Here is a 19932-nt window from a genome sequence, read left to right on the forward strand (position 1 = left end):
AGTTGTTTTGAGGCTGATAACCAATAACTACGCTTCAAAACAACCGATCCCCCACATCGTTCCCCTCTGCTAAATTAAGCAGCGAGACATAAATATTCACCACAATCTGAAACAGCTCCGGGGGAATTTCCTGGCCCATTTGGAGCTTTGATAGAAGAGTTGCAGCAGAGTCATCGTGGTAAATGGGGATGCCGTTTTCTTCAGCGACGTTTAATATATTCTGGGCGACAAAACCCGTCCCGGCTGCAACAATCACCGGAGAATTATTTTTCTCAGGATCATAGCGCAGAGCGGTTACCTTTAGTGGTTTGTCGGGATCATTTTGATCGTTGCTGGTATTTTTTTTTATCTGGCCGTCCTGAATATGGACGGCCTTTGTTTTTTTATTTTTAGATGGTGACATCGAGTCCTACCTTTCGAAAAGCCAGTTTGGGAAATCGCTGCAGGATGGTTTGGCTTTGGGTGTATTCGCCAACCCCATAACCAGCCAGGGAATAACCCTGTTCTTCAACGATGGTTTTTAATTGTTCACGGGTGGATTTTAAGGTTTCCACCAGGGGGGCAGGTGATTTGATATTGAGGGTAATGTTTTTATCCCGGGCCAGCAACTCCACCTCAAAATTGCCATAACGGTCTGATTGAATGGTGAAAAAGATATCGGTGGCGTTTTCGGCCTTTCCTTTTTCACCTTTTTTTGCGGGGTCTTTATCCACAAAAAATTCACCGTAGGAGTTTTCGTCCAGAAAGCGCAGCGGAATTAAAAAGTGCATAATCGTCAGAATCGGGCTTTCATTCCGAACCATGGTTTCTAACAGGCTGTGGGCTGAATTGATGATTTTACTGGAGTTGTTTTCATCCAGGGCCTGTTCCAGTAGCTGAGCCAGGGCCACCTTTTCACCTTCACCAGGATTTTTAGAAGAGTATTCCAGCCGTTCGGCTAAAATTTCGGCCTCTTTGGCATGACGAAAAAGCTGGTTTTTCATTTCCACAATATCACTGTCGGTTAAATTGGAAAGTGGTTTTAAAGCCTGAGAAAACCGTAGCACGGCTGCTTCCAGCTGCTCAGGGTTGCCTTTATCATAACGGACAATATGATCGATGATGGTAGCTACCGACTGATAGGTTTTATCGCTGTAGGCCTGCGACTGTAAAATCTGCCGCAGGGCGGGGATGGTTTCGTTTTTAAGCAGTTGCTGGATTTCCTGGTAGTTGAGGTTTTTCGATTGCAACAAATCTTCAATTCGGGCCAGACGCTGTTCAAGCTGATCACCCAGTTTACCATTTTGAGCGGCCTTTAAATTGATCAGGTTTTGCAGTTCCTGATTGGGTTGTTCAAGGCCGTTTGATTTACTTAATACGGCTTCCAGTTTGATCAGTTGCTGCTCAAGCAGAGCCCGTTCTTTGGAAGGCAGGGTCATCAGCAAACGACTACTTTCCAGAAAAATCCCATTGAGGGTCTGGTTGCGATTGACATAGGCGTCATAATGACGAAGAATGGATACGATGGCATCTTTTAACTGGGGGTAACCTTCCAGTTTAGCCAGTGATCGAAGGCTGTCAAAAAAAGCCCCCTTAAAGATCGAGTCGGTTTTATCCCGCAGCAGCAGTTCGCTGAGGAGATCCTGAGAGTTAATAAAAATACCATCCAGAATGTCCTTGGGAATGGCACCGGCAGAGGATTCAAAAAGCTCGGAGATCAACACCAGTTTGCGCAGGGCATCGGCTTCGGCGGTGGTGCTGTTCATCAGCGGCTTTAAGATTTCTTTTTGCAAATTTTGAAACAGGGTCTCCCGGAAACTCTCCTTTTGGTAGTTTTCTGACACCGGTTCTATTTTTACAGCGTTATCAAGGTTATTGATGTCAAAAATAGAATCACTGGGGGTATGTTTACTGGGTATATCGGTGACTTTGGGGGTGGAAACGGTAGAGGTGATTTTGATACTATCCAACAGAGAGCTCCTTCCTGTTTAAAATTACGGTTAGTTATGACGAAGTGTCTAAAGTCTCATGTTAGTTAAGATTATACTGTATTAGCAAAAGATAATCAATCATTTCAGTAGCTATTTGCAAGTAAGATCAGAAATGATAAAGTTTTATCAGTGCTTTCTTAAAGGCTAAGGATTCAGGGACTTTTGTCGATATAGTTTATGATGAATAAATAAATTCGGGTATTTGGTCTTTTAGATAAAAATGGTTACAAATGCTGATAAAGTCAGCTAAAGTGGGGTATATCATTTAGTGATCAAAAAAATAAAGTGCATTTAGCTTAAAAACCCGATATAATAAAATAAGCCAAAAATTTCGTGTATATAAAGGATGGACAAAATGAGTAATTATGATTCTGGAAATGATTCCATTTTAGAGATGTATATTTTTGAATCGGAAACCCTGCTTGATCAATTAGAGGAAATATTACTTCAATCTGAGGACAATGCGGAACTGACACCGGATGACATTAATGAAATCTTCCGGATTATGCATACCATCAAAGGGTCTTCAGCCATGATGGAATTTGACATGCTGGCGCATTCTGCCCATAAGTTGGAGGATCTGTTTTTCGTTATCCGGGAAAACGGTATCAAGCCGGAGGACTTTGGAGATTTGATGGATCTGGTGCTTAATTTCTCCACTTTCTTAAAGGGAGAAGTTGAGAAAATCAAGAACAACGAGACCCTGCTGGATGAGAACGAAGCGCTGACCAGTGAAACAGATGCCTTTTTAAATCGAATTAAAGGATTGGTAACGGAAACACCGGAACAAGCCCAGGCGCAAGCAATGGAAAACCACTCGGAAGACGATGATGAATCAATCACGTTGGCAGCGGCCATGGAAGATGATTTATTTGGCGATATGAATTTTGATGAGACCCGGAATAATGGGGATACGGATTATGAAGCGGTCGTTACAAATGATGACAAGCCCAATGTTTACTGCATTCATACCCGCTTTAACGAAGACTCGCAAATGGAAAACATTCGGGCCTTTATGCTGGTTAACAAACTGGAATCCATTGGGAAGGTCTTAAAAACAGTTCCGGAGCAACTTAATAACAATCCTGAGGCTGCCGGCACTATTCTCAAGAATGGCTTCTTCTGCCACGTTGAGACAAAAGTCGATAAGGAAACCATTGAAAATATTGCCCTGAGCATATTATCAGTTAAAAGCATTGAATTTCTGGATTGTGCCCAGGAAGAAATTATCGAACCAGAAATTGAGACAAAATCGGAAGTGGTTGAGACCGGGAAAAAGACGCCAGAAAAGGTGATTGATGCCAATAAACAGAAGAATAACGTCCAGAACCTGATCAGTGTCGATCTGAATAAGCTGGATACCCTGATGAATCTGATCGGGGAGATTGTTATTACTGAATCGATGGTTTTTGGCAGCGTCGGTATGGAAGGCAAGCGGGATGAAAGTTTTGAAAAGGCTTCCACCCAATTGCAGAAACTCACCGATGAGCTTCAGGATATCGTTATGTCCATTCGGATGATTCCCATTTCGGGCACCTTTAAAAAAATGCAGCGGATTGTCCGGGATGTGGGCAAGAAGCTGAAAAAAGAAGTGGAATTTATTACCATGGGTGAAAGCACCGAGGTTGACAAAACCATTATCGATGGAATTGCCGACCCACTGATGCACCTGGTGCGAAATGCCATGGATCATGGCCTTGAAAGTGCGGCAGAGCGAATTGCCGTCGGTAAGAACCCAGTGGGCAAGGTTATTCTCTCAGCCCAGAATGTTGGGGGCGACATCATTATTTCAGTTAGTGATGACGGCAAGGGGCTTGATCCAGTCGGGATTCTGGAGAAAGCCAAAGAGAAAAAGCTGCTGGTTAAACCCGAAGAAGAGTATTCTGAAAAAGAAATTCTCAATCTGATCATGGCTCCCGGCTTCTCCACCAAAGAGACCGTGACGGAGTTCTCTGGTCGCGGGGTTGGGATGGATGTGGTAAAGAAGAATATTGAAAAGGTTGGGGGCTCTATTTCCATCGAAAGTGAAAAAGGCTCCGGCACCAATATCTTCCTGAAAATTCCCTTGACCTTATCAATTATTTCCGGCATGGAGGTTCTGGTAGGGGAAGATATCTATGAAATCCCCATCAGCAATATTCGGGAAACCTTTAAGATTACTGCTAACCAACTGATTAAAGACCCGGATAATAATGAAATGGTAATGATCCGGGGGGTATGCTACCCGCTGATTCGTCTCCATGATATTTTTGAGGATAAAAAATGCGAAACCCACATTGAAGATGGCATCCTGATGTTAGTGGATTCAGGCGACACCTTTGCCTGTTTGTTTATGGATGATCTGATCAAGAAACATCAGATTGTTGTTAAGCCGATCCCTAAATATTTAAACCATTATTCAATTAAAAACTCGGGGATTGCCGGCTGTACGATTCTGGGAAATGGGAGCATCAGCCTGATTGTTGATATCCCGGCGATTTTGGATCATTATTGAGAAACGTTCAATAAAAACACGAGGTAGAAAAAATGATAAAACTTAAGGAAGACGAGTTTCAGGCCATCACAACCTATGTGCATTCGAATTATGGAGTCGATTTACGCAAAAAGCGACACCTGATTGAAGGCCGTTTGAGTCATTATGTTTCCCAATTGGGTTATGACAACTATATGGATTATTTTGAGTATGTAAAGACCGATAAAAAAAATGATGAAATCAGTGTGCTCATAAATAAGCTGACTACCAATCATACCTATTTTTTACGGGAAAGTGAACATTTTGATTTCTACAAACAACAGGTGCTTCCTTGGGTGGATGAAACAACCAAAACAAAAGATCTGCGGGTCTGGAGCGCCGGTTGTTCCTCGGGACAGGAGCCGTATACCCTGGCGATGATTACCCATGATTATCTGGGGAGTAAGCTAAATACCTGGGACAGTACCATTCTGGCTTCTGACATTTCGGATCGTGTTTTAATGACAGCCAAATCCGGGGTCTATTCCAAAGAAGAGCTGTCCAAGATTCCCATGGAATGGAAACGGAAGTATTTTAAAGATTATGATGAAGAATATTTGTCCGTGACCGAGTCGATCCGCAAAGGCGTTGCCTATCGGAACTTCAATTTACTATCCCGATTCCAGTTTAAAAAACCCTTTCATGCCATCTTCTGCCGGAATGTGATGATTTATTTTGACAAACCGACCAAGAACAGTGTGGTGCAGAAATTTTATGATGCCCTGTTGCCAGGGGGCTACTTTTTTATCGGACAAAGTGAGTCGCTGGCATCGGTGGAACATAACTTTAAATATGTCAAACCGTCCATTTATCAAAAAGAAGGCTAAAGTTTTTTTAAGGCGGGCCGATATAATAGATAGTGAACAAGAAATAACCTTTACGGAAATATAAAACGAGTTTAAATTATAGTTTGGAGGGATACAAATGGCAACTTCGGTTAATTCAGCAACTAGTACAAGTACGTTATCATCGTTGTCAGCAAAAACCGGAATGGCTGGCCTGGTTTCGGGATTGGATACGGATTCTCTGGTTGAAAGCCTGACAAGTGCCAGCCGTGCCAAAATTACAAAACAACAGCAGAATCTTCAGTTACTGGAATGGAAGCAATCGTCCTATCGGGGTGTATCAAAGGTACTAAAAGAATTTCAGAGTAAATATCTGGATGTATTATCGACGAATAATTTTAGAAGTGCGGCGATGTTTAACGCAGTCAGTGCAACGGCATCTTCCACCAAGGTAGCGGTTTCAACCACCAGTGCAGCATCAGCAGGAACAATCACTGTCAATAAGATAAGCCAACTGGCAACCAATCAGAAGATTACGAGTGCTGAAGGGGTTTCCAAGCCGCTTGAAGGCACCTTGGATCAGGCTCAGTTACTAAGCGGCATTAATGAAACGACCAGTAAGTCATTTTTAATGAAACTGGATGGTAAGATAAAGACCATTACGCTGGATCAGGCGTTCAAAGATAGTTTGGGAACAAAAACGTTTGAAGAAGCACTGCAAACCAAGTTGAAAGATGCCTTTGGAACAACAGATGGAACTAATCCAATGGTTGGTGTAGATGTGACGGGTGGACAGCTATCCTTTACACCAATGGAAGGGTCAACGCTATCAATCCATGCCCTGAACGACGATACGGATACCCTGAAATACCTGGGACTGGAAGATAAGCAGTCCAATAAAATGACTACCAGTATGGCACTGGAAGATTTAACTTTTAAAAATGCCCTGACACCAGGGGCAGATGGTAAGGTGAAACTCACCATTAATTCCATTGATTTTGAATTTGATAAAACAGAAACCCTGTCTTCGGTAATGAGTAAGATTAACGCCAGTGATGCTGGTGTTACCCTGGCCTACTCGTCTATCAATGATCAGTTTACTATGACCGCCAAAAACAGTGGTGCCGGTGATAATATCGTCATCGCAGAAACTGCTGGTAATCTGATGACAGCGCTGGGCTTGACTATAGCGACTGGTGCAACAGCTTCGGACGGAGTCAATGCCAAACTGACAGTAAATGGTAAAGATATCATTCGAACTTCCAACACCGTTGATGTGGATGGTGTTAAGATTGAGCTCAAGGAATTGTCGAATGATGCCATTACCGTCACATCCAAAGCCGATGCCACCAGTCTGAAAGATACCATTAAGAGCTTTGTGGAAGATTACAACAATATGATCGAAACCATGAATAAACTGGTTAAAGAAGATTACGATACCGCCTATCCACCTTTGACAGATGATCAGAAAGCAGAAATGAGTGAAAAAGAAATTGAGTCATGGGAAGCGAAAGCCAAGGTTGGTTTACTGCGAGGTGATAAACTGATTAAGGGAATCGCCAATCAGATGCAGTCAATGATTTATGGTTCGGCGGTAAATGGCGGAATCAGTCTTTACGATTTGGGTATTAGCTCGGCTGGTTATGCTGAAAATGGCAAACTGAAGATCGATGAGGATAAACTAACCACAGCCATTGAGACCAAGAGTAACGCAATTCAGGAATTATTCACGACTGCCGACACGGGCTTGGCCGTTCAGCTCAATGATATCATAACCAGCGCTGTAAAGACTTCAGGAGTCAAAGGAACCCGAGGTTCGTTGATTGAAATGGCCGGATATGAGTCAACTTTATCAAATACTGAAAACAACATATATGATGATATTCAGAAGATTAACAAGAATGTCACAAAACTGAAGACATCTTTAAAAGATGAGGAAACCCGATATTGGAGCAAATTTACAGCACTTGAAACGGCATTGCAACAGTTAAACACGCAAAGCTCCATTCTTACACAATTCTCATCCGGAGCATGATGATATAGAAAGGAGGAATTGTGATGCAATACGCAAATGCTTATCAGGAATCCAAAAGATATGCCATTGAAAGTTTATCAAAGGGCGAGGTGGTTGTTAAGCTTTTTGAAGAAGCCACCAAACAACTTAAGATGGCAATTATTTTTACGGAGCGCGAAGAAAACGTAAAAGCCTTTAATGCCATTGGGAAATGCCAAAAGATTATTTCTTCACTTAATTTATCTTTGGATATGCAGTATCCCATTTCTATTGAATTAAATGAGATGTATGGGTTTCTTTATACAAAATTGGGCGAAGTTGCAGTCAGCCGGGATCTTCAATTGATGAAAGACATCTGGTCATTAATTAGTGACTTGAAAGACTCGTTTAAGGAAGCAGAGAAGATGAATAAGCAGACTAGTCCTCGAGGCCTTTAAAATGAATGAGCAACCATCTGGATTGTGTGAGGAAAAGATTCAAATTTTGAAAGATTATGTCAAGAAGGGCGAAGAAATTCTCAGTAATATCGAAGATTGGGAATCTCTTGCAGATATACTGACAGAACGGGATCAGCTGATTCAAAAATTACAGTCTCTTGAGCGCCAACTTCAAAATAATGAGAATGGTGACTGTTGTAGTTTAAAACAGAAAAATCAGGTTGATAGTTTGATAAAACTGATTCTTGATTTGGATGCAAATTGTATCAATTTAATTCAGGAAGAACAGAAAAAAACGATCCAGGATTTGAAGAAAAACCAGCAAAATCAGAAAGTGGCCGACTACGAAATCAGTTTGACCCCAAGCTATGGTACCTTTCTGGATGCCAAAAAATAAATTGAAGTTAACGCCTTCTAAAAAGCAACTGCGGTTGCTTTTTTTTGTGTGGCAGAATATAATAGAGATGCAGCATCAGAATGACAATATTATGATATTGATTTCTTGTGTTCCTGACAGACTTTACAAAAAATAGTGGAATAAAAAAAGCGAAGGCGTCACTAACTTAATTACAACTAAGCTAGGGGTATTTTTATTTGTCGTTTCCAGGAAATTATGGTATTATGTTACTGTACGATAGTATTGTAATTTGCGATTTAGTAGCAGCATATGCGAAAATCACTATAAATAAAACAAATAGCAAGATAATTTTATAATTACGCTGGTGATCAAACCGGCACAAAAGGAGGCCATGATGATTGGTGATTCGATAACCTCTGCCATATATCAAAAAGCTCTGGATGGCACCTGGCAACGACAAAAAGCGACCAGCAATAACATTGCCAACTCTGAAACACCGGGATATAAAGCGGTAAAAGTCAACTTTGAGGATTCATTAAAGGCTGAAATAAATAAGCTGAAGACCACTTCCACTGGAAGTTCCAGCGCTTTTCTTGACAAGATGGAAAGCATTGAGTCCATCGAAAATTCTAAAATCAGCGTCTATGAGGGCGCGACCTCCAGTCGTCTGGATGAAAACAACGTCGATCTGGAATCAGAAAATATTGATATTTCCAAGTCGGTGTTGCAATATTATTATCTGGTTCGGGGGTTCTCGGACTCCCATTCCCGGTTAAAATATGCGGTTAACGGAGGAAAATAATAATGAGTTTCTTAAGTACTTTTAATATTTCCGGCTCGGGAATGACGGCACAAAAATATCGGCTGGATATTATTTCTCAGAATATTGCCAACGCCCAGGTGACCAGAACGGAAGGTGGTGGGGCATATCGTCGAAAAATGACCGTGTTAAGCAGTGTCAGTAGCGGAACCTTTCAGGATGCCTTAAAAACAGCAACTGGCGTGGTTCAAAAAGACGGCGTCCAGGTTGAGGCTGTCATCGAAGACGAATCTGCACTGGTACCGGTTTATGATCCCACCCATCCCGATGCCAATGCCCAGGGCTACGTCATGTATCCCAATGTGAATACCGCTCAGGAAATGACTGATGCCATGGGCGCCAGTCGTGCTTATGAAGCCAATGTGACAGCGTTTAATGCGACCAAATCAATTGTTTTAAAGGCCCTGGAAATTGGCCGATAAAAGGAGAAAAATATGTTTATAGTTCCAATGACCTCAATTATGGGCACAACTGGTATTGGTTCGGTTACTGGCAATCCTGCTACCACAAAAGCGGCAGCCTCAGAAACCGGCCTAGCTGGCGATTTTCAGAATATTTTAAATGATGTCATTAACAATGTGGAAGAAACCGAAGCCGTCACCAAGGTTGATGCATATAATCTTTCCATTGGTAACATGGATGATATGCACACCATGATGATCAACACCGCAAAGGCGGATGTAGCCCTGCAAACCATGGTTCAACTCCGTAATAAGGTGTTGGAAGCATATCAGACCGTCATGAATACCGGCTTGTAAATTTGAACTTGAAGAAATACCTTTTAAACCTGATGGAGGATGCCGATCGGAGAATTTTATTTGATGTTCAGTATCCCCTCTTTGTATGCACAGATTTAATAATCGGGATTGACATAAACTATTTTGGATGGATAAAAAAAGACGATGAATGAGAAGATTAAGGGCTACTTAGAGAAAATTAAAAACCTATGGACCGGAACATCCAAAAAAGTCAAGATTTTGTTGATTGGCGGGGTTGTACTGGTCTTATTGGCGTCCATCGGACTGACTGCACTGCTGAATTACAAGGAGTACGTGCCGCTTTTTGAAGACCTGACTCAGGCCGAAACCACCGAAATTATGGCCGCCCTGACAGAGATGGAGGCGGACGTCAAGCTGGATGCCAGTGGCAATATCATGGTGCCAAAAGAAGATGAGGCGCAGGTTCGTATGGAGCTGGCCACGGCGGGCTATCCCAAGGATGGTTTAAGCTATTATGTTATTCAGGAAAACAGCAGTATGCTGTCCACCGACTACGAGCGTAAGCAATACGAAAACATGCAGCTTCAGGAGCGGATTGGCGCCAGTATTAAAACCTTGGACGGAGTCAGCGACGCCATTGTCACGATTTCGGTACCGGTGGAAAATGTTTTTTATTTACAGGAGACCGAAGCCACCACCGCATCGGTGATTATTCATTTAGAAACTGGAGCAACCCTGACAAAAGAGCAGATCGCTGGAATCCAGAACCTGGTGGCTAAATCAGTGGCTGGGTTGACAAAGGATAATATTGCCCTAACGGATGGTGAAGGCAATGATTTGACCAATAGTTTGACAGCTTCCAATGGTGGCGAGTCCAAGATGAAGCTGACCAAAGCAATTGAAAATGATCTTACCCAAAAAGTCAATAATGTTTTGGATGGCCCCTATGATCCTGCCCAGTTTAAGGTATCCGTAACGGCGACCCTTAATACCGACGCCGTTAAGCAGGAGGCGACTGTTTATACCCCCTCACCGGATGGAGATAATTCTGGGGTGATCAACCAGGAATCATCCAGTATGGCGATTGCCAACGAGGATGGGACGGTTGGCGGTGTTGCCGGAACTACCGGGAATACCGATGTCACCACCTACGCCCAGAATGCGCTGACCAACGGCGGTGTTGTTACCGGAATCAATGAAAATACCACGTATTCGGTAAGTCAGGAAATTACCCAAACCGAAAAATTGGATCCGGCCATTGAAACTGTGTCGATTGGGATTGCCATCAATGATCCGGCAATGACCCCGGTCGCCCGGGAGAATCTGGTGCAACTGGTGGCCTTTGCGGCAGGGGTAACCCCGCAAAGCGTTACCGTGCGGAACTTTGAATTTGCCCAGGCCGAAGAAGAGCCCGTAGTAGAACCGGTTCTCACTACCGAACGGTTACTGGTATTTGGTGGAATTGGCGCTGGGGTATTGTTGCTGTTACTGGTGCTGTTGTTTGTGTTGACCCGGGGCAAAAAGAAAAAGGGCGACGGCAAAGAAAAGAAAAAGAAACGGGGCAAACGAGGCAAAGAAATCGAAGAAGCCTTTGCAACCAGTGAAGATACGGAAACAGATGATTTATTTGGCGCGCTGGCAGCGGACAAAACGGAACCAATTGAGCCAATCCATCCACTTAAAGATGATAAAAAGGAAAAAATCAAAGAATTTGCCACCACAAATCCAGAAATTGCGGCGCAGTTGTTTAAATCGTGGCTGAAGAATGAAAGCGAATAGATTCATATAAATGAAGGATGTTGACAAATATGGACGTTACCCTAACACCAAGACAAAAAGCAGCCCAGGTGGTTATTTCCCTGGGAGCCGATATTGCTTCCAGCATTTATAAACACTTACAGGAAGATGAAATAGAAATCCTAACCTATGAGATTACCCGGCAGGAAAGTGTTCCGCCAGAGGTGGCTGATCAGGTTATTGACGAGTTTTATGGTCTTTGTGTCGCCCAGAAGGTCTATATTGAAGGCGGAATAACGTATGCCCGGAGTGTACTGGAGAAGGCTTTTGGCGTTCAGCAGGGGAGTGCTCTGCTGGAGCGGGTGACAAAAACCCTACGAACCAAGGCCTTTGAGTTTATCCGTAAGGCGGACTATAAAAACCTCATGAATATGATTATGAATGAGCATCCCCAAACCATTGCGTTAGTGTTATCCTATGCCCGGGCTGATCAGGCCTCGGCGATTATCTCTGAGCTGCCCAAGAGCATTCGGGTTGAGGTGGTGGAGCGGATTGCCCGGATGGATCGAACCTCACCAGAGATTATCAGACAGGTTGAAACCATTCTTGAGCGTAAATTTGAATCAGTGGTATCCTTCGATTTGCTGGAAGTTGGCGGTATCAACTATATTGCTGAAATTATGAACAATATTGATCGTGGTACAGAAAAATACATCTTTGATGAACTCAGCAAAAATGATGCTAAATTATCTGAAGAAATCAGAAAGCGGATGTTTGTATTCGAAGATATTGTCATTCTCGATTCCATGTCGATTCAACGCTTCCTGCAGGAAGTCGACACCAAGGAAATGTCCGTTGCTCTTAAGGGGGCGAATAAGGGAGTTGCCGATGTAATTTTTGCCAACATGTCCCAGCGAATGGGTGAAACCGTCAAGAGCGAAATGGAATTCCTCCATAATGTGCGGGTTCGTGATGTGGAAGAAGCCCAACAGAAGATCGTTTCGGTGATCAGAAGACTGGAAGAAGAAGGCGAAATCGTAACATCGAAGGGTGGAAAGGACGAGATCATTGTCTAGTATTGTAAAAGCGAAGTGGGTTTCAGAAACAACTGCCCCAGTGGTAATACCAATGACAGTTCAACCGGAAGCAGAAAAGAGTAGTGAAGGTCAACCGGTTTTAAACCCCGAAACCGCTGAAAGTAAAATTGACCATGATGACAGTGTCGAAGCCATGCACGCCGCTAATGAGCTGATGAAAGAAGCCATCCGGGCCAGCCAGGAGATTAAGGAAAAATCTCAGGAAAGCGGTTATCAGGAAGGGTTTTCCCAGGGCTATGCAACAGGGCATGAAGAAGGCTTTCGGGATGGTAGCCAGGAGGGTTTTCAGGCTGGCTTAAAAGAAGGGCTTCACGAAGGCATGACCCAGGCCGCCACCGAAATTGACAACAAGCTCCAGGAGATCAATGAGTTACTGGAAGTGATCAGCATTGAAAGACAGCAGGCATTAGCAAATCAGGAACAGGAGTTGCTGGATATCGCCTTTGAAATCGCCAAAAAAATTATGAAACATCAGGTTCAGGAAGACCGGGATCTGTTTTTAAAATTCTTTGATGAGGTGATTCACGGTGATGAAGAGGATCTGAAAATTTATTTATCGGAGAACCAGAAAACTCTTGATCTCCATATTAACAAAGAAATGTCAGAAAAATTAAAGAAGCTGGCTAAAAAATCCAAAGTGATTATCCTGAAGGATGAGGATAAGATCATGGTGGAAACCAATGATTCGGTCATTGATATGAGTTTGCCGGTACAATTAGAGCAATTGGAGAAAGCCATCGAACAGAGTTCGTAACTGGAGGCAAGAATGAATAAATCTGAGATTTGCAAAGCCATTCAACGGGCAGAAACCTATCATTATTTTGGTAAGATTGAAAAGGTTGTGGGAATGATGATTGAATCAGTCGGCCCGGAGTGTAGCATTGGTGATTTGTGTAAAATCTTCGATCAGAATGCCGACCGCTATATTTTAGCGGAGGTGGTCGGGTTTCGTGGCAATAAAGTATTGCTGATGCCCTATGAAGAACCAGAAGGAATCAGTTTTGGAAATATTGTGGAACCGACCGGATCGTCCCTGAAGATTGGTGTGTCAGACAGTATGATTGGTCGGGTTGTCAATGCCATGGGGGAACCCATCGATGGGGGTGGCCCCATTGACGATACGATGCCCTATGATATTAACAGCACTGGTGCAAATCCCTTTTCACGACCATGTATCGACGATATCCTGGAATTTGGGGTGAAGGCGATCGATGGTCTATTAACGATTGGTAAGGGACAGAGAATGGGAATTTTTGCCGGTAGTGGCGTCGGTAAAAGTACCCTGATGGGAATGATTGCCCGTAACGTTAAAGCCCAGGTCAATGTCATCGCCCTGGTAGGTGAGCGAGGCCGGGAGGTTCGGCAGTTTCTGGAAAATGATCTGGGTCAGGCCGGTCTGGAACGGTCAGTGATCGTGGTGGCGACCTCGGATCAGCCACCGATGCAGCGAATGAAATGTGCCCTGACAGCCACGACCATTGCCGAGTACTTTAAGGATCAGGGTAATGATGTTTTGCTGATGATGGATTCGCTGACCCGTTTTGCGATGGCGCAGCGGGAAATCGGTCTGGCCACCGGAGAACCGCCGGTAGCCCGGGGTTATACGCCGTCCATCTATGCGATGATGCCAAAACTTTTGGAACGCAGCGGAAATTTTGAAACCGGCTCAATCACCGGTATTTATACCGTATTGGTTGAAGGTGATGATATGAACGAACCGGTAGCTGATACTGTCCGGGGGATTATAGATGGGCACATCGTCCTCTCCCGTAAGATTGCCGCCAGAAATCACTATCCGGCCATCGACGTGCTCAACAGCGTCAGCCGGTTGATGTCCAACATCGTTAGTAAAGATCAGATGGAAGCAGCGTCTTCCATGCGGAATATGATGTCGGTGTATGATACCAACTACGATCTGGTCAGCATTGGTGCCTATAAAAGTGGAACCAATCCGTCGCTTGACATTGCCATTAAGAAAATTGGTGGCATTAATAAGTTTCTACAACAAAAAGTTGATGAAAAGTGTTTCTATGATGACAGCATTGAAGCCATGAAGAAGGCCGTCTTATGAAAAAATTTCAATTCCATTTAGGAAAGTTGCTTTCCTACAAAGATCAAAATCTAGAAAACGAAATGATGATATTGGGTGGGTTGACCAGACAATTAAGTGAAGAGATGGATAAACAACTGGATCTGGAAGATCAGTTGGAGAAAAGCAGAAAAAATTATGAACGGGATATGGCCGCATCGATTACCGCCACAGCTTGTCAGGTTTATCTTCACTACATGTCCTTCCTCAAAGAACAGATTCAAATTGTTGAGAAAAGAATTGATGAAATTACCGAAAAAATTGATGTTCAGATTGAAGTGGTAAAGAACTTGAAACTGGAAACCCGATCACTAGAGATCGTTAAAGAAAATCGATATGATGAGTATAAAAAAGAAATCGTCAAAGAGAACGAAAAACAGATGGAAGAATTTATCACCACCAGTAAAATTATGAATGAAGAACCCTGATTATCGGGGCAAAATAAAGATGAAGAGGTGTAAAGATGCAATATGATACAATCATCGTGGGCGCCGGACCAGCCGGTTTAGCAGCTGGGATCTACGCTGCCCGGGGGGCACTAAAGGTTCTGATTATTGAAAAGGGTGGCATTGGCGGACAGATTGCCACCAGCTGGGAAATTGAAAATTATCCGGGCTCTCCCCCGGACAGTACCGGCCCCGGTCTGACTGAGCGGATGCGCCAGCAGTGTGAAGAATTCGGGGTGGAGTTTGCCACCCGAACCTATCTCCGCTTTGAGCAAACAGTCTCGGGGTTTATTGTAAAAACCGATGCCGGTAATCTGGAAACCCAGACCATCATCATGGCAACCGGAGCAGAACCCAAGCTGATTGGCTGCAAAGGAGAACGGGAACTCCGCGGGATGGGGGTCTCCTATTGTGCCACCTGTGATGCTAACTTTTTCAAAGGATTAAAGGTCGCAGTCATCGGTGGCGGTGATACAGCTCTGGAAGAAGCCCTATACCTGACAAAATTTGCCAGTGAAGTTATTATTATTCATCGCCGGGATGAGCTTCGGGGTGCTAAAATTTTGCAGCAGCGGATTAGAGAGAATGAAAAAATATCGATGATGCTCAACTGCGTCGTGGAGGAAATCAAAGGCAACGGACAGGTTGAAAGCATTATCGTTAAAAATGTGGTCTCCGGTGAGTGCACTGACGTACCCATTGACGGCGTTTTCGTTTTTGTTGGTCAAAAGCCAAATTCAGAGGCGTTTGTAGGCCAGCTGGAACGGGATGCCCGGGACTACCTGATTACTGATGATGAAATGCATACCAACATTCCGGGCATCTTTGCCGCCGGTGACATTCGCCGAAAATCGCTGCGACAAGTGGTTACCGCTACGGCTGATGGGGCCATTGCCGCTGTAAATGTGATCAAATACATTGAAGAACGCAAGTAAACTGTGATATGATTAGGACTAACGAAAGTTAGTTTGAGACTGTCAAAAAGCTAACCTAGTACCGACAATTGTTAGATCATGTTGTACGCATCGGAGCGGACACGGCGAATGCCTGTCCGATTCCGCAGCGAACAACAGATTAACAATTGGTCGGTACGGGAGTTTATTGACAACCTTGGACTAACGAAAGTTAGTCTTTTTTTGTTGAAGAAATAAAATAACAATCAGGTGTAGAGATGAATATCAAATTTGATTTAAATATTACCCAAACCCAAAAACTGATTATGACCCAGGAGATGCGTCAGTCCATTGAGATTTTGCAGCTGACAGCGATGGAACTCAATGGTTTGATCGAAACCGAAATCATGGAGAACCCGGTATTGGAATTTAATGAAGTGTCCATTAAAGAAGTGGTACCAATTAACGAGGATGGCGGACCACTAAAAGGCGATTTGGTTAAAGAAGAACCAAATCCAGAGCCGTCGCCCAAGGAGGAAATCCAGTGGGATGAGTATTTTCATAGTATGGAAAATGCTGATTACCGGGGTCAGCTTCAGCCGATTGCTGACAATGATGATGAGTATGGGTTTGAAAAATTTACGTCCCAGGAAAAAACCCTTAACGAATATCTACATTTTCAATTTACCATGCAGGAAAAGGACTTTAGTGAAGAAGAAAAACGGGTCGCTGAATATTTGATTGATTGTATTGATGATAACGGTTACCTGCTGATTGATATGGACTATGTAAAAAATATTCTGGAAGCTGATGAAGATAGTGTCCAGAAAATGATTGCCGTTATACAAGGATTTGATCCCAGTGGGGTGGGATGTCGGGACATAAAAGAGTGTTTGCTGATTCAATTGCGTCAAATGGGGTATGATGATGATGAAGTGTTCATGGACATTGTCAAAAAACATTTAATTGATCTGGCTGATAACCAATTTAAGCGAATTGCTCAGGAGACCGGCTTAACAATTGAAGATGTCTATGAATTCAAAGAAGTGATCAAAACCCTGGAACCAAAGCCCGGCCGGGAGTTCTCCTGTTCGGAGCGGGTCTCGTACGTCATTCCCGATGGGAGCATCGAAATTGTCAATGATGAGTTGGTGGTGAAGGTCAATGATGTGTCGGCGCCTCGACTTCGAATCAATAATTATTATAAAGGACTCCTTAAAAATTCGGATAAAAATGATGAAACCAAGCTTTATCTGGAAAAAAAGCTCGATAGTGCGGCTTTTTTAATTAAAAGCATTGAACAGCGGCGGGATACGATAAAAAAAGTGATTACCGCCATCGCTGAATCCCAGCGGGGATTTTTCTTTGAAGGGGTGGGTGATTTAAGGCCACTGACCCTTAAGACAATCGCTGAAACCATTGAAGTTCATGAGTCGACAGTCAGTCGGGCAATTCGCGGAAAGTATATTCAAACACCGAAAGGCACCTATGCGCTTAAGTTTTTCTTTAAACGGGGATACTCACAGGGTGAGGAAGACCGATCCTCCGATGCAATCAAACGATTGATTCAAGAGCTGATTGATCAGGAAGATAAGAAAAAACCCCTGAGTGATCAGCGAATATCAGAATTACTACAGGCTAAAAACCTGGATGTGGCCAGGCGAACCGTTGCCAAATATCGGGAAGCGCTTTTGATCCAACCATCCTCCAAACGAAAAGAATACCGGTAGATTGATGACCAAAAACTAATTACCGATAAATCACTAACAAATGCCTGCAGTTTTCGTAAAATTGGGTTTGGGATTATCTTTTTAGTTTTTGGTTTTTTTTAACTTGTTTTTAAATTTAAAATGGGGTATAATGATTTTGTCCCAGTGGGACAAAAGTGAGCATGTATCCGAAAGAAGGGTGATTCTGTGTCAAATCAATTAAAAATCAGTAAGGAAGTCATTGAACTTCAACAGTTGGTCGCTCCGGAAGTGAATCGTCTCATTGAAATGCGTTACAATATTTTGTCAACCATTAGCAGTGAGCAGCCCATCGGACGGAGAAATCTTGCATTTGTTCTGGATATGAGTGAGCGTCAGGTTCGCAATGAGATCGATTTTTTTCAAACCCAGAAGCTGGTTTCGGTGGAACGACAGGGGGTTGTGATTACTGATGCTGGCAATGAAGCCTTGATCCAGCTGAAGTGTCTGCTTTATACCTATAATGGTCTGGAACAGCTGGAAAAGGAACTAATGGATCGACTCCATCTCAAACGGGTGATTATTTGTCCCGGCGATATGGATATGAACTATGAAGTGTTGCGATTTATGGGACGGTCCGGGGCAAAATATGTGTTATCGGTGATGAAGTACAAAGACACCCTGGCATTAACTGGCGGCAGCTGTACAGCGGCGGTAGCTGATGAAATGCGGGAAGCCTTTTATCCTGATGTATATGTCATCCCAGCTCGGGGTGGGATCGGAAAAAGCCACTCCACCCAGGCAAATAATGTGGTGGCTGAAATGGGCCTCAAATTACATTCCAATTACGAGCTGCTTCATTTGCCGGATAACATCGACCAGCGATTACTGGAAGCATTAAAAGATTATCCGGAAATAAAAAGGGTATTTAATAAGATGGATAACATTGATATTTTCATCTTTGGTTTGGGACGGGCAGATGTTCTGGCTGACTGGCGAAATTTGTCAACAGCAGAAAAACGAAAAATTCTGGAACAGGGCGCTGTAGCTGAAGCTTTTGGTCACTACTTTGACATTAACGGTCAGGTTATTTCGCCATCCAGCACCATTGGCATTGGCACCGATAATTTTAAAAAAATACCCCATGCCATTGCGGTAGCCGGTGGGGTCACCAAGGCCGAGGCGATTATTGCAGTCAGTCGGATTCGGGAAAACATGGTTCTGATCACGGATGAAAGCGCAGCCAGAGAGATTTTAAGAAAACTGCAAACCATGTCAGACACAAAATAGCGGGTGTCTGACTGAGTATATATTCAGTAAACATTATTTTAAGGAGGCAGATAAAATGTCTGTAAAAGTAGCAATTAATGGTTTTGGAAGAATTGGTCGTTTAGCATTCCGATTAATGGCAGATAACCCGGCGTTTGATGTTGTGGCTATCAATGATTTAACCGACGCAAAAACCTTAGCGTACCTATTAAAATATGATAGCGCCCAGGGAAAATTCAAGCAGGATGCCATCGAAGTAAAAGATGATACCATGGTGGTTGATGGAAAAGCCATCAAAATCTTTGCTGAAAGAGATCCTGAAAACTTACCATGGGGCACCATTGGTGTCGATGTTGTCATCGAATCAACTGGCTTCTTCACCGATAAAGATGGAGCTGGCAAACACATCAAAGCTGGCGCTAAAAAAGTCATTATTTCTGCACCAGCCAAAGGCGATGTTAAAACCATTGTTTTCAATGTTAATGAAAATATTCTCGATGGTACCGAAACAGTAATCAGTGGGGCTTCCTGTACCACCAACTGTTTAGCACCGGTAGCCAAGGTATTAAATGACAGTTTTGGTTTAGTTAGCGGTTTAATGACCACTGTTCATGCCTATACCAATGACCAGGCAACCCTGGATGCACCACATAAAGATTTACGACGTGGCCGTACCGCCGCGCAAAATATCGTTCCAACTTCCACTGGAGCTGCAGCCGCAGTTGGCAAGGTATTACCAGCCTTAAACGGCAAACTGGATGGATTTGCATTACGGGTACCAGTCATCACTGGCTCGCTGGTTGACCTGACCTGTGTGCTGGAAAAAGACGTGACCGCCGATGAAATTAACGCGGCAGTCAAGGCAGCCGCCAATGAAACCATGGGTTATAACGAAGAACAAGTGGTTTCTACTGACATTATCGGAATGTCATATGGTTCTCTTTTTGATGCAACCTTAACCCGGGTAATGAATGTAGAAGGTGGAAAACAACAGGTTAAGATCATTGCCTGGTACGATAATGAAATGTCCTATACTGCCCAGTTAATCCGTTTGGCAGAATATGTTGCCACAAAATTCTAATCAGCTGAACTGAGTAT

At 43.4% G+C, this 19932-nt stretch carries 19 protein-coding genes; 17 read left to right on the plus strand and 2 right to left on the minus strand.

Features of this window, described 5'->3' with window-relative positions; translation table 11 throughout:
• Nucleotides 1–34: 34 nt before the first annotated feature.
• Nucleotides 35–403: an EscU/YscU/HrcU family type III secretion system export apparatus switch protein gene (locus B3F51_RS11110; protein ID WP_148637515.1), complete on the minus strand. Its 369-nt coding sequence runs from the start codon at nucleotides 401–403 to the stop codon at nucleotides 35–37.
• On the minus strand, nucleotides 390–1949 hold the full coding sequence (locus tag B3F51_RS11115) for a hypothetical protein (protein WP_286947114.1): 1560 nt from the start codon (nucleotides 1947–1949) through the stop codon (nucleotides 390–392). The genes B3F51_RS11110 and B3F51_RS11115 overlap by 14 nt, the downstream gene beginning before the upstream one ends.
• A 376-nt stretch (nucleotides 1950–2325) precedes the next feature.
• Between B3F51_RS11115 and B3F51_RS11120 the strand changes: the two genes are divergently transcribed.
• The 17 genes from B3F51_RS11120 to gap all read left to right on the plus strand — a co-directional run bounded on the left by B3F51_RS11120 (nucleotide 2326) and on the right by gap (nucleotide 19915).
• Entirely contained in the window at nucleotides 2326–4464 is a 2139-nt protein-coding gene (locus B3F51_RS11120) for a chemotaxis protein CheA (protein ID WP_286947116.1), read from the plus strand.
• A gap of 32 nt (nucleotides 4465–4496) precedes the next feature.
• On the plus strand, nucleotides 4497–5309 hold the full coding sequence (locus tag B3F51_RS11125; RefSeq protein WP_286947118.1) for a CheR family methyltransferase: 813 nt from the start codon (nucleotides 4497–4499) through the stop codon (nucleotides 5307–5309).
• Between the two features lie 97 nt (nucleotides 5310–5406).
• Nucleotides 5407–7302 (plus strand): flagellar filament capping protein FliD, encoded by a 1896-nt coding sequence (fliD, locus tag B3F51_RS11130; RefSeq protein ID WP_286947119.1) that lies wholly within the window; start codon nucleotides 5407–5409, stop codon nucleotides 7300–7302.
• A 23-nt stretch (nucleotides 7303–7325) separates the two neighbouring features.
• Nucleotides 7326–7718: a flagellar export chaperone FliS gene (gene fliS / locus B3F51_RS11135; protein ID WP_286947121.1), complete on the plus strand. Its 393-nt coding sequence runs from the start codon at nucleotides 7326–7328 to the stop codon at nucleotides 7716–7718.
• Nucleotide 7719: 1 nt separating this feature from the next.
• Nucleotides 7720–8115: a flagellar protein FliT gene (locus B3F51_RS11140; protein WP_286947122.1), complete on the plus strand. Its 396-nt coding sequence runs from the start codon at nucleotides 7720–7722 to the stop codon at nucleotides 8113–8115.
• 352 nt (nucleotides 8116–8467) lie between these two features.
• The gene (gene flgB / locus B3F51_RS11145; protein WP_286947124.1) at nucleotides 8468–8878 is read left to right on the plus strand and encodes a flagellar basal body rod protein FlgB; all 411 of its coding nucleotides are present in this window, start codon (nucleotides 8468–8470) and stop codon (nucleotides 8876–8878) included.
• A 2-nt stretch (nucleotides 8879–8880) separates the two neighbouring features.
• Nucleotides 8881–9318, plus strand: coding sequence for a flagellar basal body rod protein FlgC (gene flgC / locus B3F51_RS11150; protein ID WP_286947127.1), 438 nt, complete (start codon nucleotides 8881–8883; stop codon nucleotides 9316–9318).
• Nucleotides 9319–9330: 12 nt separating this feature from the next.
• Nucleotides 9331–9654, plus strand: a complete 324-nt coding sequence (gene fliE, locus B3F51_RS11155; protein ID WP_286947129.1) for a flagellar hook-basal body complex protein FliE — start codon at nucleotides 9331–9333, stop codon at nucleotides 9652–9654.
• A gap of 144 nt (nucleotides 9655–9798) precedes the next feature.
• Nucleotides 9799–11394 (plus strand): flagellar basal-body MS-ring/collar protein FliF, encoded by a 1596-nt coding sequence (gene fliF, locus B3F51_RS11160; RefSeq protein ID WP_286947131.1) that lies wholly within the window; start codon nucleotides 9799–9801, stop codon nucleotides 11392–11394.
• A gap of 29 nt (nucleotides 11395–11423) precedes the next feature.
• The gene (fliG, locus tag B3F51_RS11165) at nucleotides 11424–12428 is read left to right on the plus strand and encodes a flagellar motor switch protein FliG (RefSeq protein ID WP_070370149.1); all 1005 of its coding nucleotides are present in this window, start codon (nucleotides 11424–11426) and stop codon (nucleotides 12426–12428) included.
• Nucleotides 12421–13203, plus strand: coding sequence for a FliH/SctL family protein (locus B3F51_RS11170; RefSeq protein ID WP_286947133.1), 783 nt, complete (start codon nucleotides 12421–12423; stop codon nucleotides 13201–13203). Before fliG ends, B3F51_RS11170 begins: the two co-directional genes overlap by 8 nt.
• 12 nt (nucleotides 13204–13215) lie before the next feature.
• Nucleotides 13216–14520 (plus strand): flagellar protein export ATPase FliI, encoded by a 1305-nt coding sequence (gene fliI, locus B3F51_RS11175; RefSeq protein WP_070370151.1) that lies wholly within the window; start codon nucleotides 13216–13218, stop codon nucleotides 14518–14520.
• A complete protein-coding gene (locus B3F51_RS11180; protein WP_070370152.1) occupies nucleotides 14517–14966 on the plus strand; it encodes a flagellar FliJ family protein in 450 nt (149 codons plus the stop codon). The genes fliI and B3F51_RS11180 overlap by 4 nt, the downstream gene beginning before the upstream one ends.
• A gap of 35 nt (nucleotides 14967–15001) precedes the next feature.
• Nucleotides 15002–15919: a thioredoxin-disulfide reductase gene (trxB, locus tag B3F51_RS11185; protein WP_286947136.1), complete on the plus strand. Its 918-nt coding sequence runs from the start codon at nucleotides 15002–15004 to the stop codon at nucleotides 15917–15919.
• Between the two features lie 236 nt (nucleotides 15920–16155).
• Nucleotides 16156–17607, plus strand: coding sequence for an RNA polymerase factor sigma-54 (rpoN, locus tag B3F51_RS11190; protein WP_286947138.1), 1452 nt, complete (start codon nucleotides 16156–16158; stop codon nucleotides 17605–17607).
• A gap of 186 nt (nucleotides 17608–17793) precedes the next feature.
• Nucleotides 17794–18855 (plus strand): sugar-binding transcriptional regulator, encoded by a 1062-nt coding sequence (locus B3F51_RS11195; RefSeq protein WP_084633486.1) that lies wholly within the window; start codon nucleotides 17794–17796, stop codon nucleotides 18853–18855.
• A gap of 55 nt (nucleotides 18856–18910) precedes the next feature.
• On the plus strand, nucleotides 18911–19915 hold the full coding sequence (gap, locus tag B3F51_RS11200; RefSeq protein ID WP_148637529.1) for a type I glyceraldehyde-3-phosphate dehydrogenase: 1005 nt from the start codon (nucleotides 18911–18913) through the stop codon (nucleotides 19913–19915).
• Nucleotides 19916–19932: the final 17 nt, after the last annotated feature.

The sequence above is a fragment of the Acetobacterium sp. UBA5834 genome, assembly GCF_002435675.1.
In the GTDB taxonomy this organism is placed as follows: Bacteria; Bacillota; Clostridia; order Eubacteriales; family Eubacteriaceae; genus Acetobacterium; species Acetobacterium wieringae.

What these genes read in the sequence shown, in the direction of transcription:
- B3F51_RS11120 (WP_286947116.1), top strand. Translation starts at nt 2,326, where the DNA reads ATGAGTAATTATGATTCTGGAAATGATTCCATTTTAGAGATGTATATT.
- trxB (WP_286947136.1), top strand. Translation starts at nt 15,002, where the DNA reads ATGCAATATGATACAATCATCGTGGGCGCCGGACCAGCCGGTTTAGCA.
- B3F51_RS11180 (WP_070370152.1), top strand. Translation starts at nt 14,517, where the DNA reads ATGAAAAAATTTCAATTCCATTTAGGAAAGTTGCTTTCCTACAAAGAT.
- fliE (WP_286947129.1), top strand. Translation starts at nt 9,331, where the DNA reads ATGTTTATAGTTCCAATGACCTCAATTATGGGCACAACTGGTATTGGT.
- flgB (WP_286947124.1), top strand. Translation starts at nt 8,468, where the DNA reads ATGATGATTGGTGATTCGATAACCTCTGCCATATATCAAAAAGCTCTG.
- fliF (WP_286947131.1), top strand. Translation starts at nt 9,799, where the DNA reads ATGAATGAGAAGATTAAGGGCTACTTAGAGAAAATTAAAAACCTATGG.
- fliS (WP_286947121.1), top strand. Translation starts at nt 7,326, where the DNA reads ATGCAATACGCAAATGCTTATCAGGAATCCAAAAGATATGCCATTGAA.
- B3F51_RS11110 (WP_148637515.1), bottom strand. Translation starts at nt 403, where the DNA reads ATGTCACCATCTAAAAATAAAAAAACAAAGGCCGTCCATATTCAGGAC.
- rpoN (WP_286947138.1), top strand. Translation starts at nt 16,156, where the DNA reads ATGAATATCAAATTTGATTTAAATATTACCCAAACCCAAAAACTGATT.
- B3F51_RS11140 (WP_286947122.1), top strand. Translation starts at nt 7,720, where the DNA reads ATGAATGAGCAACCATCTGGATTGTGTGAGGAAAAGATTCAAATTTTG.
- fliI (WP_070370151.1), top strand. Translation starts at nt 13,216, where the DNA reads ATGAATAAATCTGAGATTTGCAAAGCCATTCAACGGGCAGAAACCTAT.
- flgC (WP_286947127.1), top strand. Translation starts at nt 8,881, where the DNA reads ATGAGTTTCTTAAGTACTTTTAATATTTCCGGCTCGGGAATGACGGCA.
- gap (WP_148637529.1), top strand. Translation starts at nt 18,911, where the DNA reads ATGTCTGTAAAAGTAGCAATTAATGGTTTTGGAAGAATTGGTCGTTTA.
- B3F51_RS11125 (WP_286947118.1), top strand. Translation starts at nt 4,497, where the DNA reads ATGATAAAACTTAAGGAAGACGAGTTTCAGGCCATCACAACCTATGTG.
- fliD (WP_286947119.1), top strand. Translation starts at nt 5,407, where the DNA reads ATGGCAACTTCGGTTAATTCAGCAACTAGTACAAGTACGTTATCATCG.
- fliG (WP_070370149.1), top strand. Translation starts at nt 11,424, where the DNA reads ATGGACGTTACCCTAACACCAAGACAAAAAGCAGCCCAGGTGGTTATT.